This window comes from Phytoactinopolyspora halotolerans, assembly GCF_010550675.1.
GTDB classification, from domain to species: domain Bacteria; phylum Actinomycetota; class Actinomycetes; order Jiangellales; family Jiangellaceae; genus Phytoactinopolyspora; species Phytoactinopolyspora halotolerans.
In genome coordinates, this window is the sequence record NZ_JAAGOA010000003.1 from 49,908 (window position 1) to 63,440 (window position 13,533).

Annotated in this window: 11 protein-coding genes; 10 read left to right on the forward strand and 1 reads right to left on the reverse strand. The window is 66.9% G+C overall.

Annotated features, from left to right (window positions below):
- Positions 1–46 precede the first annotated feature (46 nt).
- The 9 genes from G1H10_RS04860 to G1H10_RS04900 all read left to right on the forward strand — a co-directional run bounded on the left by G1H10_RS04860 (position 47) and on the right by G1H10_RS04900 (position 10,639).
- Entirely contained in the window at positions 47–1,408 is a 1,362-nt protein-coding gene (locus tag G1H10_RS04860) for an extracellular solute-binding protein (RefSeq protein ID WP_163733533.1), read from the forward strand.
- Positions 1,405–2,355: a carbohydrate ABC transporter permease gene (locus G1H10_RS04865; RefSeq protein ID WP_163733536.1), complete on the forward strand. Its 951-nt coding sequence runs from the start codon at positions 1,405–1,407 to the stop codon at positions 2,353–2,355. Before G1H10_RS04860 ends, G1H10_RS04865 begins: the two co-directional genes overlap by 4 nt.
- On the forward strand, positions 2,348–3,166 hold the full coding sequence (locus tag G1H10_RS32735; RefSeq protein ID WP_216852911.1) for a carbohydrate ABC transporter permease: 819 nt from the start codon (positions 2,348–2,350) through the stop codon (positions 3,164–3,166). The genes G1H10_RS04865 and G1H10_RS32735 overlap by 8 nt, the downstream gene beginning before the upstream one ends.
- Before the next feature lie 11 nt (positions 3,167–3,177).
- Positions 3,178–4,494, forward strand: a complete 1,317-nt coding sequence (locus tag G1H10_RS04875; RefSeq protein WP_163733539.1) for a sulfatase family protein — start codon at positions 3,178–3,180, stop codon at positions 4,492–4,494.
- Positions 4,495–4,544: 50 nt separating this feature from the next.
- Complete coding sequence (locus G1H10_RS04880; protein WP_163733541.1) at positions 4,545–5,957, forward strand: sulfatase family protein; 1,413 nt, start codon at positions 4,545–4,547, stop codon at positions 5,955–5,957.
- 70 nt (positions 5,958–6,027) lie between these two features.
- Positions 6,028–7,104 carry a DUF4192 domain-containing protein gene (locus G1H10_RS04885; RefSeq protein ID WP_163733544.1) on the forward strand — a complete coding sequence of 359 codons (1,077 nt, stop codon included), beginning with the start codon at positions 6,028–6,030 and terminating at the stop codon, positions 7,102–7,104.
- Between the two features lie 86 nt (positions 7,105–7,190).
- The gene (locus G1H10_RS04890) at positions 7,191–8,204 is read left to right on the forward strand and encodes an AAA family ATPase (RefSeq protein WP_163733547.1); all 1,014 of its coding nucleotides are present in this window, start codon (positions 7,191–7,193) and stop codon (positions 8,202–8,204) included.
- Positions 8,205–8,242: 38 nt separating this feature from the next.
- Positions 8,243–9,412 (forward strand): Gfo/Idh/MocA family protein, encoded by a 1,170-nt coding sequence (locus G1H10_RS04895; RefSeq protein WP_163733550.1) that lies wholly within the window; start codon positions 8,243–8,245, stop codon positions 9,410–9,412.
- Between the two features lie 147 nt (positions 9,413–9,559).
- The gene (locus G1H10_RS04900; protein WP_163733552.1) at positions 9,560–10,639 is read left to right on the forward strand and encodes an RNA ligase (ATP); all 1,080 of its coding nucleotides are present in this window, start codon (positions 9,560–9,562) and stop codon (positions 10,637–10,639) included.
- Positions 10,640–11,278: 639 nt separating this feature from the next.
- On the opposite strand, the gene G1H10_RS04905 is transcribed toward G1H10_RS04900, so the two are convergent.
- Positions 11,279–12,298, reverse strand: coding sequence for a Gfo/Idh/MocA family protein (locus tag G1H10_RS04905; RefSeq protein WP_163733555.1), 1,020 nt, complete (start codon positions 12,296–12,298; stop codon positions 11,279–11,281).
- Positions 12,299–12,528: 230 nt separating this feature from the next.
- Here G1H10_RS04905 and G1H10_RS04910 point away from each other — a divergent pair, with 230 nt between their 5' ends.
- Positions 12,529–13,530 (forward strand): type IV toxin-antitoxin system AbiEi family antitoxin domain-containing protein, encoded by a 1,002-nt coding sequence (locus G1H10_RS04910; RefSeq protein WP_216852912.1) that lies wholly within the window; start codon positions 12,529–12,531, stop codon positions 13,528–13,530.
- Positions 13,531–13,533 lie beyond the last annotated feature (3 nt).

Here is a 13,533-nt window from a genome sequence, read left to right on the forward strand (position 1 = left end):
TGTGGTGCAGTATGCGGACGATTTAGATCGATCTAAAGGAGGCACGATGACTTCCGCACGATCGACGATGGGCCGCCGAGGGTTTCTCCGTGCGATGGCCGGCGCTGGCCTGTCCGTCCCCGCGCTCGGCGTCCTGTCCGCCTGCGGGGACGGTGGAGGCGGTGGCGGCAGCCTCGGGAGCGGCGGCTCCGGCGGTGGCGACGGCGAGGTGAGCGAGCTGATCGTGCCGACGGCTGAGACGCCATGGCTGCCGAGTTACCGCGACATCGTCGCCGACTACGAGCAGGAGACCGGCGTGAAGGTCACGCTGAAGACGTTCCCGATGGACGGACTCCTCACCCAGCAGGCGAACGCCATCCAGCAGCAGTCCGACGCGTTCGACGTCTTCCAGATCAACGAGCGCTGGAGCGGGCAGTTCTACTCCAACGGCTGGGTGCAATCGCTGGCCGAGATCGATCCGGACTTCTCGTGGGAATCCAACCTCATGAGATTCGACGGCGTCGGGCAATGGGATGCGCAGCGGGCGATGACGTCGCCTGACGGCGAACCGATGGCACTGCCGATCAACGGCAACATCCTGCTCTTCGTCTACCGCAAAGACCTCTACGACGAGCTCGGACTGGAACTCCCGCAGACCTGGGACGAGTTGGTGGCCAACGGTGAGCAGGCGAAGGACGCCGGGGCAGTGGAGCATGGCTACGTGCTGCGTGGGAAGACGCCGACCTTCGACTTCGAGTCGGTTCTCTATTCCTACGGTGGCTCCTGGTTCGCCGACGCGGAGGGCTGGACGCCGGCGATCACGTCGCCGGAGGCAGAGGAGGCTCTGGCCATGTTCGTCCGGATGGCCGAGCTCGGTCCCGCGGAACCGCAGACCGTGGCCCAGGCCGAGGCCGTGTCGGTCATGCAGTCCGGAGAGGCCTTGCAGGCGTGCCTGGTGGTGGCCGCGGCCGCGCCCCTGGAGGATGAGAACGCCTCCCTGACGGCCGGGAAGCTGGGCTATGCGGTCGTTCCAGGCGGGCCGGTCGACCAGACGCCGGTCTCCGGCACTTGGACCTTGGGCGTGCCGGCCGGGATCCCCGAGGAGCGGGCGCGGGCCGCGTACAACTTCATCACGTGGCTGACCGGCCAGGAAGCGATGCAGGCGTGGGCCGGATACGGCGGCGTGCCTACGCGCACCGACGTCTTGACCGAGGAGACGACCGAGCAGCGCCCCGAACTGGCCGCGATGATCGAGTCCGATCCGTTGATCCGTGCGCCGATCCGGTTCCCGTTCCAGGGGCAGATGCTGCAGTCGACGGAGCGGTACTTGGGCGAGGCTGTGGCGAAGTCGAAGACCGTACCGGAGACGCTCGCCGCCATCGAACAAGATCTGCGCAGAATCGTCGACGAGGAAGGACCCGACTCGTGACGCTGGCCGCCGAGACGACGCGGGTGCGCAGTCCGCGTCCCAGCGGCGCCGGACGAGGACGGCGTCCGGTGCCGTGGTTCAAATACCTGTCCGTCGCGCCGCTGGTGATCCTGCTGCTCGCGTTCGTCGGGTATCCCGTTTACGAGCTGGTGAAGACGTCGCTCGGAACGGTGCGGCTGGAGCAAGGCCAGTTCTTGTGGGAGTTCTCCGGCTTCGACAACTTCTCCCGGGTGTTCACCGACGATCTGTTCTTGACGTCGTTGAAGAACTCGCTGATCTTCATCCTGGCGACCGTTGCGCTGACACTGTTGTTCGGAATCGCCCTGGCCTTGATCGTGGACCGGGCGACCGGCCGGCTGCAGCGGGTGGCCCAGAACATCCTGATCTGGCCGGCGATCGTCGCTCCGGTGGTGGTCAGCGTCGTGTGGCTGCTGATCCTCAGCCCGCAGATCGGTCTGCTGAACCGCGTCCTGGATTCGCTGGGCCTGCCCGAACAGGGCTGGCTGGGACAGCCGGTCGGCGCGATGGCCAGCGTGATCGCTGTGGACGTGTGGCACTGGACGCCGATCGTCTTCCTTCTGGTCTACACGGCGCTGCGGGCGATCGACTCCAGTCTGCTGGAGGCGGCGCGGGTGGACGGCGCGACGTACTGGCAGACGCTGCGCTCGATCACGTTACCGATTCTGACGCCGGCGATCATCGGTGCGGCGGTGATCCGGATCATCATGGGGGTCAAGGTCTTCGACGAGATGTACCTGCTGACGTTCGGCGGCCCGGGCACCGCCACCACGGTCATCAGCATCTACATCCGCAGCGTCTTCTTCGAGGACTTCAACTTCGGCTACGGTGCCGCGCTGAGCGTGACCGTGGTCGTCCTGGTGATGGCCGTCTTCCTGGTCGCCGTCGGGGTGCGCCGGATGACGCGGTCGGGAGGCCGCCGTGACTAGTCGAGCCATCGTCCGGTTGCTGCTCATCGCCTCGCTGGTGATCACCGTCGTGCCGGTTGCCTGGATGATCCTGATCGCCTTCCAGACACCCCGCCGGATCATCGATCCGGACTGGGCGCTGGAACCGTCGTTGTACAGCTTCCAGGAGTTGTTCACCGCGGACGCCGTATACGGCCAGCAGGTGATCAACAGCGTGCTGATCGTGCTCGGAGCGACGCTGCTCTGCCTGGTGGTGGGAGCGTTCGCCGGCTATAGCCTCAGCCATCTGGGCTGGTCGAAGCGGACGACCATGGGCTTCCTCGCCGGGGCGGCGATGTTGCAGCTCATCCCGCCGATGACGCTGATTCCGGGGCTGTATGTGGTGATGTCGAACTACGGCCTGCTCGGCAACGTGCAGGGGCTCATTCTGGCCAACACGGTGTTCAACTTGCCGTTCGCCACCATCATGATGAAGTTCTACTTCGATACCGTCCCGAGTGAGCTGCGGGAATCGGCGGCGATGGACGGCGCGAGCGAGTTGAAGACCTTCGCCCGCGTCATGACGCCGCTGGCCGCCCCCGGTATCGCGGCGGTCGGCATCTTCACCGCGATCCAGGTGTGGAACGAGTTCCTCATGGGCTTGGTCTTCACCACCGGGGGGAGCGAGGCGCCGATCACGGTCGGCATCGCCACCCTCATCCAGCCGCAGGAGATCAAGTTCGGTCCGATGGCTGCGGTCGGAGTCATCACCGCGGTCCCGATCATCCTGCTGGTGATCGTCGCCAATCGACAGATCGTCGCCGGTCTGACCCGCGGCGCAGTGAAGGGTTGATCGCTACAACCATGCCGAGTCCGCATATCGTCCTCATCCACTGTCACGACCTGGGAACCTGGCTGAGCTGTTACGACGCGCCGCATGCGCCGACGCCGAACCTGCAGCGCCTGGCCGACGAGGGCGTCGTGTTCGATGCCGCGTTCGCCACGTCTCCGCTGTGCACGCCGGCCCGTTCGGCGTTGTTCACCGGGATGTCCCCGCACCGCAATGGCTTGCAGGGGCTGACTCATCACGGCTGGCGGTACGCCCCGGGGGTCCGGACGCTGCCGGAGCTCGCCCGAGACCGCGGCTATCGCACCACGCTGATCGGCTTGCAGCACGAGGATCCGGACCCGTGCGTGCTGGGGTTCGACGAGGTGGTGGGTCTGGGCTTTCTGCCGCGAGCGCTGCAGGTGGGGCAAGAGAGCGTGGCCTGGTTCGCGCGGAACGGCCGGGGCGGCGACAGGCCCTATCTCGTGACCGTCGGCATGTGGGAGGCGCACCGGCCATGGCCGGTCGAGGACTATCCGCGGCCTCCGCGAGACGAGGTCGACGTCTTGCCGTATCTCCCGGACAACGAACTGACACGGGAGGAGGTGGCCGGGATGTACGGATCGATTCAGCAGATCGACACGGCGGTCGGGATGATCATCGATGCCATCGAACAGCACGGTGATCCGGAGAACACCCTGGTGGTGTTCACCACCGACCACGGTGCCGCCTTCCCGCGCGCGAAAGGCACGTTGTACGACCCGGGCGTCAAGGTAGCGATGATCACGCGCCCGCCCCGATCATGGCGGGTTCCGCCGGCGCGCGTATCGTCACTGGTCAGCCATCTGGATGTGGTGCCGACCGTGCTGGATCTGGCCGGTTCCGCGGTCGGGAGCCACTTTCCCGGCGCCGCGCAGCCTGGTGGTCTGGAGGGCCGTAGCCTGGCGCCCGAACTGCGTGGCGCGTGGTCGGCGGACCCGGATCCGGGCCGGACGCTCTTCCTGCAGAAGACGTACCACGACGGCTACGATCCGATCCGGGCGGTGCGGACCCAGAGGTACAAGTACATCCGCAATTTCACACCGGGCCCGAAACTCCGGCTCAGCAAGGACCTGGAGGAGAGCCTGACCCGAAAGGGCATGGGCGATGCGCATCTTCAGGCGCGTCCGGAGGAGGAACTTTACGTCCTCGAAGCCGACCCGTGGGAACAGTCCAACGTCGCGGACGATCCGGCGTGGGAACATGTCCGCATTCAGCTGGCGGATGAGCTCGATCGGTCGATGAAGGAGCTGAGAGATCCATTGCTCGACGGGCCGATCCCACCGCCGCCCGCACCGAACCGGCATCAGGAATGACGACGACGGCCGCCTCGGCGGCGGCGAGCGGAGAAGGAGGCGGCAGGCGGATGCAGCGGCCGAAGAACGTGATCTGGATCGTCACGGACCAGATGCGGGCGCAGACGACGGGATACGCCGGAGACCCGAACGTGTCGACGCCGAATCTGGACCGGTTGGCCGCCGAAGGCGTGAACTTCACCCGAGCGGTGGCGGGCACCCCGCTGTGTTGTCCGTTCCGCGGCGCGATGGTGACCGGGCGGTATCCGCATAACAACGGCGTGACGGGTCATCGGGTACCCATGCCCGACGGCACCCGCACCGTGGCGCACACGTTCGCCGACGCCGGGTACGCCACCTGCTATATCGGCAAGTGGCACTTGGATGGAGACCGCCCGGAGCTGGGCGACGCGGTGGAGGGCGAGCAGCACCATCGGGTCCGGATGATCCCGACTGAGCGCCGCGCCGGCTTCCAGGACTGGTGGGCGTACGAGAACAACAACCGTCCGTTCGACTGCCTGGTCCACACCGACGAGGGCCGGACACCATCGGGGATGCAGGTGCTCCGCGCGGCCGACGGGATGGAACAGTTCCGGCTGCCCGGTTACGAGGCGGATGCCTTGACCGACATCCTGCTCGGCTGGCTCGACGGCCGCGCCGGGACGGAGCAGCCGTTCTTCGCGGTGCTCTCGATGCAGCCTCCGCATAACCCGTATACCGCGCCGGCATCGGCGATGGCTCGGCACATGCCGGGCGACGTGCGGCTGCGCCCGAACGTCCCGGACATCGCGAAGATCACCGAGCGGGCGCGGCGCGACCTGGCCGGCTACTACGCGGCCATCGAACAGATCGATCACAACATCGGTCGGATCCGATCCCGGCTGCATGGGCTGGGGCTGGAGGAGGACACCTACCTGGTGTTCTTCTCCGACCATGGTGACCTGCACGGTTCGCACGGGCAGTGGCGCAAGACGGCCCCGTGGGAGGAAGCCGTCCGGATTCCGTTCCTGGTGGGCGGACCGAGTCGCGAGCATCAAGACACGTGCCGGCTCGACGCGCCGCTGAACCACGTGGACATCGCACCGACCACGTTGGGCCTGTGTGGGTTGAGCGTGCCGGCAGAGATGGAAGGCATCGATTACAGCCGCGTGATCGACGGCGCGGGCGGACCCTCGTCGCCGACGGACTACCCGGAATCGGCGTACCTGAGCCTTCCGCTACCGACGGGGCACCCGAGCAGTGTGGATCTGCCCTGGCGTGGTGTGGTGACCCGCGACGGGTGGAAGTATGTGCGCCTGGACGGCCGGCCGTGGCTGATGTTCAACCTGAACGATGACCCCTACGAGTGGGTGAATCTTGCCCATGATCCGGCGCACCACGCCGAGCGGACGGAGCTGGAGCTGCTGCTGCGGGAGTGGAGCCTGCATACGGGTGACCGGAGTGCGCTCGCGCGAGAAACCATCCACAGAGGTCAGGGTGGGTAGAAGTAGAGGTTATCCACATTCTTCAACTCGGCCTGGATGTCAGGGTTGAGCTTCGCCAAAATCAAGCAGCATGAAAACAAAGCAAACAGCAGATACAGCAAGGATAAGCTCGCCGGCGGACGTTGTCGGGGTCATACCTGCGATCCTGGGTTTCCATCCCAGCGAGAGTGTCGTTGTGCTCTGCCTGCACATGCCCACCAACCGTGCCGGGCTGGTCATGCGCGTAGATCTCCCGCAGCCGCGGGATTCTGAGCCGTTCGCTGCCGAGATGGCGGCACGGGTCGGGCGGGAGAACGCCGACGCCGTTGTCGTGGTCTGTTACACGGAGGAAGGAGACTCATCCGGCGAGTTGCCTCGCCGGCACCTGATCGACCAATTCCTCGACGAGCTCTTCCTGCGTGATATCGGCTGCACCGAGGCACTTCTGGTCCGAGCGGATCGGTGGTGGTCGTACACATGTCACCGGCCGTGCTGTCCGGACAGTGGTACGCCGCTGCCGACGACGCCGACGGGTGCCGCCGTGGCCATCCAGGCGGAACGCGCCCTGGCCGGCGCAGCCGTATTGCCCGGGAGGGAGGCGCTCGAAGCCAGCGTGGAGGGGCCGGCAGGGGCGCGGAAGGTCAGTCTCGAGCAGCGATTCGCGGCCGCGTGCGCCCAGCTCAGTGAGGAGGTGGGCCAGCGCGGAGCCGCCGCTGTGCGGCGGGATTCGTTGGCGGCGGTCACGGAGATGCGCGATCGTTTCATGCGCGGGGACCGCGAGCTCGACGACGCTGATGCGGTCCGGGTGCTGGCCGGTCTCGAGGACAAGTGGGTCCGGGATGCCCTGGTGACGTGGGGACTCGATCAGCGTGGCGACGAGATTCAGGCGTTTCTGACTGTGCTGGCGCAGCACGCGGTCGATGACAGCTGCGCCGCCATCTGCACGGTCGTCGCAGCGGTCGCGTATCAGCAGGGGCATGGTGCGCTCGCGCTGGTTGCGCTCCAGCGTGCGCTGCGGGCGGAGCCGGAGTACCAGTTCGCGCTCTTGCTGGATTCGCTGCTCGATGCCCAGGTCAATCCGAGGGAGATCCGGGCGATGGCGCAGCGGGTCCGGCGTGAGTTGGTCGACCGTGGCATCGTGCAGGAGGCGAACGCGACGCCGGTGTAGGGACGGCAGGCAGCCTGCCGCGAGGGCACGCGGACCCCGTCCGAGCGTCGCCGATATCGTGGTGAATCAGCTGCCGTGAGGAGACCATGCAGATGACATCGGATGCCGTACGCGAACACGAGTCGGCGGGCCAGGCGCTGGAACCGATGCCGGTGGACCGGGTGGCGGAGCTGGGTGACGCCGTGTTGGCCGAGGTGGGCGGCGCTGTCGTGGGTATGGAGAAGACGCTCCGCATGGCGCTGGCGGCGATCCTCGCCGGTGGGCATGTGCTCTTCGAGGACGTACCCGGCTTGGGGAAGACGCTTGCCGCTCGCAGCCTGTCCGGTGCGCTCGGCCTCGAGTTCCGCCGGCTGCAATGTACGCCCGATCTGCTTCCCGGGGATGTGACCGGCTCATACGTCTGGGACCCGGGGCCGCGCGAGTTCTCCTTCCGGCCAGGGCCGCTGTTCACCGGTTTGCTGCTGGCCGACGAGATCAACCGGACGCCGCCGAAGACGCAGTCCGCGCTACTGGAGGCGATGGCGGAGAAGCAGATCACGGTGGAGGGTACGACGTTCGCGCTTGACCGGCCGTTCCATGTGCTGGCCACCTCGAATCCGGTCGAGTACGAAGGCACGTACCCGCTGCCGGAGGCGCAACTCGACCGCTTCATGCTCCGGTTGTCCGCCGGCTACCTGGACCCGGCTAGGGAGGTGGACGTGCTGGTCCGGCGGGTGGCTCGGCGGCAGGAGGAGACCCACGTCTCGGCTGTCGTCGACGCGCAGACCGTGCTCGCGCTCCAGGCCGGAATCGAGGCCGTGGACGTGGACCCGTCGATCATCGCCTATTGCGTGGATCTCGCCACCGCCACCCGGAGACACCGTGCGGTGGAGGTCGGTGCGTCGCCGCGCGGATCTCAGGCGCTGTTGCTGACGGCCAGATCGCTGGCGGTTCTGGACGGGCGAGACTATGTCGTGCCCGAAGACGTGAAGGAGGTCGCGGTGCCGGCCCTCGCACATCGGCTGACGTTGACGCCCGAGGCGTGGACGACCCAGGTCAGCACGGTGACGATCGTCAACGAGATCCTCGATCAAGTGGCGGGTCCCGCTGCCGATCGATAATGGGCGTATCAGGTGTGGCCCACGGACGAGGAGGGTTGGTGCAGGTGAGGGATGCCGGGACAGTCGTGGCGCTGATCGGGGTGCGCGGCTTCGGGCGCACGTATCTGGGGCCGTTGGAGAATCTGGTGGCGCGGGAAGAGGCCCGGTTCGCGGGCGGCTGTGACATCAATCCGGAGGCCGGCGCAGATCTGCCAGCCGGAACGGTGTTCTACGACGATCACAAGAAGATGCTGGAATCGTGTCACCCGGACATCACGATCGTCGCGACGCCGCCGCACACGCACTTCCAGTTGGCCGTGGACGCTCTCGAGGTGGGCAGCGACGTGCTGTTGGAGAAGCCTCCCGTCGTCTCGACCTCGCAGCACGCGAGACTCGCGGCGGCGGTACGGAGCAGCGGGCGGCTGTGCCAGGTCGGGTTCCAGGCCATGGCCGGGGAACCGATGCAGCGGCTGTTGGCACTGGTCGCGGATGGTGCCATCGGTGCGGTGACGGACATCGCGGTGACCGGGCAGTGGATCCGGCTGGACGAGTACTATCGGCGGTCGCCGTGGGCCGGTCATCGGCACCTGGACGGCATCGTGGTGGCTGACGGTGTGTCGACGAATCCGTTCGCGCATCCGGTCATGAACGCGCTGGCGGTCGCCCAAGCCGACGACCCGGAAGCGACCCCCGTGGCGCTGGAGGTGGAGAGTTACCGGTGCCGGGACATCGCCACGGACGACACCGTGAGCGCCCGCGTGCATCTGAGCAACGGAAAGCGCATTCACATCGCGCTCACGCTGTGCGCGGAGGAGATCGTCGAACCCGTCGTCACGGTGCACGCGACCGGTGGCGTGGCACGGCTGGGGAACACCGGCACCACGCTGACGATCGACGGCGTCGTCCAGGACGTCTCCGCGGAGCGCGGACGCCCGCTGGACAATCTGCTGGCGCACCGCCGGGACCCAGAACGAGCACCGTTGATGGTGTCCCTGGAGCGCACGGCGGCGTTCACCGCTTATCTGGAAGGGATGCTGAACTCACCGGCTCCGCTCCGGGTGCCGTCGGAGTTTCTTCGGCAGCGCCCGGAGGAAGGCTCGCGGCGTGTGATTCTCACCGGCATCAACCAGGCCATATCGACGGCCGGAGAGGAGCTGGCGCTCTTCTCGGAGCTGGGCTTGAAGTGGGCCCGGCCGCCGGCATCGGTTCCACTCGGGCGAGCTGAATGACTCAAGTGCACTCTTGACGTTTGTGTGCGCATATCTCGAATAGGCGAACCGATTTGCGCGATATTTTCCGTCTAGAGTGGACTAGAATATTTAAGTCTAGGCCCCTTTAGTCTGGAAATGCGACGTGCTCGTTGGCATTCTGGATTCATGACTTCCGTGCGCGTCACCGCTGAACAACTCATAGTCCATCCGCATTCTCGCGTTGATTTCCTTGAGGTTGCGGAAATAGGCCTGTACAGATCGGTCGTCCCGCGGGGCGTCTTTCAGACCGGGGAATGGATCATCTACATTCCTGACGGCGTGGTCCTGCCTGACGGGCTGGTCGAGGAGCTCGGCCGGACGGGCCAGCTCGCCGGACCGACACGCACCCTCGTGCAGCCGGTCCGGCTGTACGGTGAGCTCTCGCAGGGCCTGGTATGCCGCCCGAAGGTGCTCTCGAGGGTGGATCTGGAAACCGCCCACGTTGAAGGGCACAACTTTGCCGATGCGCTGCGGGTGACCGCGTGGGTGCCGCCCATTCCCATCCACCTCTCCGGCCAGGTGAGTCCGGCACCCGAACTGGTGATGTGGTGCGATGTGCACGACATCAAGCGATACCGGAAAATGTTCAGCCCCGGGGAGCGTGTGGTGGCGACCGAGAAGGTGCACGGAACGACGTGCATCCATACCTTTTCCCATGGCCGCCACTATGTCTCGTCCAAGGATTTCGGAAAGCGCCGGATGGCGTTCGTCCGCGACGAGAGCAACCTGTATTGGCGGGCCGTTATCGCGCACGGCTTGCCGCGTGTCGCCCAGGAGATCTCCACCATGATGAATGCGGAGCGCGTGGGAATATTCGGCGAGATATTCGGCAAGGGTGTCCAAGATCTGACATATGGTGCGGATGCGCTCGACGGCAAGCCGGGTTATGTCGTCTTCGACATTCGGGTGGAGGCTGCGGCTCAGCAGTGGTGGCTCGATCCCGACGAGCTCGTCCAGGTCATGCGGCAGCTGGGCGACCCGGTGCCCACAGCGCCGCGGCTCTATGCGGGTGCGTACAACGAAGCCACGCTGCTCGAGCTCGCCGAAGGGCGCGAGTCGGTCAGTGGCGAGGCACGCCATGTGCGGGAGGGGCTCGTCGTCCGTCCGCAGCACGAACGGCGCTCCTCACTGACCGGTGGGCGGACGATCGCGAAATTCGTCTCCACCGCGTACCTGACACGGCACGCCGCCACCGACTTCGCGTGATCCGCCCACATCTGAAGGCTCCCGGCAAGAGAGGTGAAGTGGTGCCCCTCTCTTGCCGGGTGTCAAGCCGGCGGGAGGATGTCCCCCTCCGTCCTCTCGCCGGCCTCGGCCCAGGCCCGGCGCCCCGGCCCCGTCTCGGTCCTGGCCGTGTGCCACCGAGGGCTGGCCCGGTCGTGTGTCCCCGGACCGCCTCGCCTATCCCAGCTCCGGCGGTGCGGCGCGGTCCTCGACGACGGGGGAGAGGACGGCGCCGCCCGGTGGACTCGAGCCAGTGCTCGGCGGCCCCCACGCCATAGCCCGCCGGATCCGGTGCCGGGCGTGGATTCGATGGCCCGGCGCGCCCGATGGCATCACAGCGTCGGGCCGTCCAACGCGTCAGGAGGAACGGATGATCGCCTGTCCCGGGTGTGACCTTGCCGCCGATGACCTCTGGCATGCCTATCTGGCCGGTTCGCCGTGTCCGGGTTGCGGCCTGGCAGCTCATGTCATCGAGCTGGTCCAGCTGTATCGCCGGATGCACGTGTCGCTGGACAGTCCATGGCGCTGTGCACACTGCCGCCGGATCAACCCGGGCGATCCGTATCCCCTCGGGCCCAGCCGCGCGGTGTGTGACACGTGCTGTACCCGCTGACCCGTCGGCTATACGGATGCCTCGGCCTTGAGCTGGGCGGCGATGGCCAACTCCATCGCGGTGAAGTACATCTCCTGCGGGTTCGCCGTCTCCGTACGGTTGCGGACGTCGTCGACGAATCGCGGAAAGAACGTCGTCGGCAGGTGGGCGCACTCGATGTAGTGCTCGCCGTCCTTGTCGACCAGGAACAGGTGCTCGCCGCCGGGTCGTCCGGCTGGGTCGACGTTCTTGCGCAGCTCGATGTATCCGTCCGCACCGAGGATCGTGATCCGGCCGTCGCCCCAGCTGGACAGGCCGTCCGGGGTGTACCAGTCGACGCGTATGTAGCCGTGTGCCCGCGGACTCCGCAGCAGGGCCTCGCCGAAGTCCTGAAGCCCGGGGTCCTGCGGATTCGCGTAGTTGCCGACGCTCGCGGCGACGATCTCGGCCGACGAGGATCCGGTCAGGAACAAGAACTGATCCACCTGGTGCGATGCGATGTCGGTGATGATCCCACCGTAGCGGTCGCGCTCGAAGAACCACGGTGCGCGAGTGGCACGGTTCAACCGGTGCGGCCCGAGGCCGATCGTCTGGACGACGGTGCCGATCGCGCCGTCGGCGATCAGTTCGGCCGCCTTGATCGTGGCTGGACTGTTGAAGCGTTCACCGAAGTAGGCGGCCCAGATCCGGCCGGTCTCATGCGCGGTCGCGCGCAGCTCGGCCATCTGCTCCAGGGTCGTCGCGGCGGGCTTGTCCACGAGGACGTCCTTGCCGGCCCGCATCGCCTCTCGTGCGATCCCGGCGCGATCCGCCGGTACCGCCGCCGTGGCGATGACATCGATGCTGACGTCGTCGTACAGGCGTCGCGGATCGTCGACGTTCGGAATCTCCGGGAACGCCTGGGCGAACGCGGCGCATCGCCGCTCGTCGTCGCCACCGAAGACGCCGACGCACATCGCGCCCGCGGCTCGCAGACCGCGCACCATGCCGTCGATGTGACCGTGGTCGACGCCGATCACTGCGAACCTGATCTCGTTAGGGCTAGTCATGGAAAGCGCTTCCTCCGTCTCGACGGTCGTCACGATACCGCCCGCGGTCACGTCCGGACACGGTCGGCCCACTCACTCGCCCATGATCATCGAGGATCCGCGGGGCGATAACCCCGCGGATCCTCGATGATCACGGGGAGGGCTGTGCATAACCGAGCGCGTTGACGGCTGGTTATCCACATTCGTCGTCGCGGGGTGGGCAACGTCGCACGGCACAGCAGGGTCGGCAGATGAGATCTCCCGGACCCGGCCCGCTTGCCGAATCATTCGTGCCGAGGGCTGTGCCCTATCGAGTGAAGCTGGAAGAGCTGCTGGGCGTCCAGCACGGCGTGCTCACCCGCGCACAGGCACTGGCCTGCGGAATCACGCCTGATCAGCTCAGGTGGTTGGCGGCATCGGGCCGGTGGCGCCGGGTCCATGCAGGCGTCTACTCGGCGTTCACCGGACCGATGCCCTTCGAGGCGCAGGTCTGGGCGGCGATCCTGCGTGCGGGACGCGGCGCAGTGGCCAGCCATCGTACGGCCGCGTATCTGGACGGCCTGTGTGACGACCCCGGATCCGCGATCCACGTGACCGTCCCGGCAGACCGGCATATATGCGCTCCGATCGAGGGCGTGCGCGTGCACTATGCCCATCGCCTCGGCCGCACCCGTCATCCCACTCGCCTTCCACCGCGGACGCGGATCGAGGAGACGGTGCTCGATCTGGTGGACGATACCCACGATGCGTCCGAGGTTGAGACGTGGGTGGTCGGAGCCTGTCAACGACGGCGCACCACGCCGGAGAGGATCGCCGCTGCGCTGGCCCTTCGCAAGAAGATCCGGTGGCGGCCCATGCTGGAGAGCATGCTGGTGGACGTAGCCATCGGCGCCGAGTCACCACTTGAGCTGCGTCATCTTCGGCGCGTCGAACGGGCACACGGGCTGCCGAGCGGGGCGCGTCAGCGGCGGGTGAGCGGTAGCCGGGTCATATGGATCGACGTCGACTACGACGAGTACCGGCTCCGCGTCGAACTGGACGGGAGAGTGGGGCACGTCGGAGAGGGCCAGTTCCGTGACCGACGGCGAGACAACCGCACCACGGTCGACGGCCGCGCGACGCTGCGGTACGGGCACGCGGACGTGTTCGGCGATCCGTGCGGCGTCGCGGCGGAGCAGGCACGCGTCTTGCGCGACCGAGGATGGCCGGGCGGCCTGCGCCCCTGCGGCTCGAGCTGTACCGCTGTCCCATGATCA

Coding starts and splice junctions, on each gene's coding strand:
- G1H10_RS04885 (WP_163733544.1), top strand. CDS start 6,028: ATGAAAACAAAGCAAACAGCAGATACAGCAAGGATAAGCTCGCCGGCG.
- G1H10_RS04860 (WP_163733533.1), top strand. CDS start 47: ATGACTTCCGCACGATCGACGATGGGCCGCCGAGGGTTTCTCCGTGCG.
- G1H10_RS04910 (WP_216852912.1), top strand. CDS start 12,529: ATGAGATCTCCCGGACCCGGCCCGCTTGCCGAATCATTCGTGCCGAGG.
- G1H10_RS04875 (WP_163733539.1), top strand. CDS start 3,178: ATGCCGAGTCCGCATATCGTCCTCATCCACTGTCACGACCTGGGAACC.
- G1H10_RS04900 (WP_163733552.1), top strand. CDS start 9,560: ATGACTTCCGTGCGCGTCACCGCTGAACAACTCATAGTCCATCCGCAT.
- G1H10_RS04905 (WP_163733555.1), bottom strand. CDS start 12,298: ATGACTAGCCCTAACGAGATCAGGTTCGCAGTGATCGGCGTCGACCAC.
- G1H10_RS04890 (WP_163733547.1), top strand. CDS start 7,191: ATGCAGATGACATCGGATGCCGTACGCGAACACGAGTCGGCGGGCCAG.
- G1H10_RS04880 (WP_163733541.1), top strand. CDS start 4,545: ATGCAGCGGCCGAAGAACGTGATCTGGATCGTCACGGACCAGATGCGG.